Source organism: Mesorhizobium sp. CNPSo 4671 (assembly GCF_057784245.1).
Genome location: NZ_JBWLUW010000094.1, coordinates 1 through 367, shown reverse-complemented (window position 1 = coordinate 367; position 367 = coordinate 1). Strand labels below are relative to the sequence as shown.

General features: G+C 59.1%; 1 protein-coding gene. It reads left to right on the top strand.

What is annotated here, in order from left to right:
* Window positions 1-41: 41 nt before the first annotated feature.
* Window positions 42-367 (top strand): Lrp/AsnC family transcriptional regulator (locus AC04SF_RS37530; protein WP_488481892.1); only part of this gene is annotated, 326 nt, incomplete at its 3' end.

The following is a 367-nucleotide window of genomic DNA, read 5'->3' as shown; positions in this document are numbered from 1 at the left end:
GTAATAGTTTGAGCTAAAATACCTCCAAGTTGTGGCGGATCATGTCAAAATCTTCACTCGACGGGATCGACCGTAAGTTGCTTGTCGCGCTCCAAGAAGATGCGCGGCTGACCTCGGAGGAACTCGGCCGTAGGGCCGGTTTGTCGCCTTCCCCTTGCGCGCGCCGCGTGCGCAACCTCGAGGCGGCTGGCATCATCAAAGGCTACGTCGCAGTGGTGGATCAAGCCAAGGTGGGGCTGCCGATAAGTGTGTTCGTGTCGATCAAACTGGAACGCCAGCGCGAGGAGGAGCTCGATCGGTTTGCCTCAGCGGTGGCGCGCTGGCCCGAGATCGTCGACTGTTACCTTATGACCGGCCAGCGTGACTA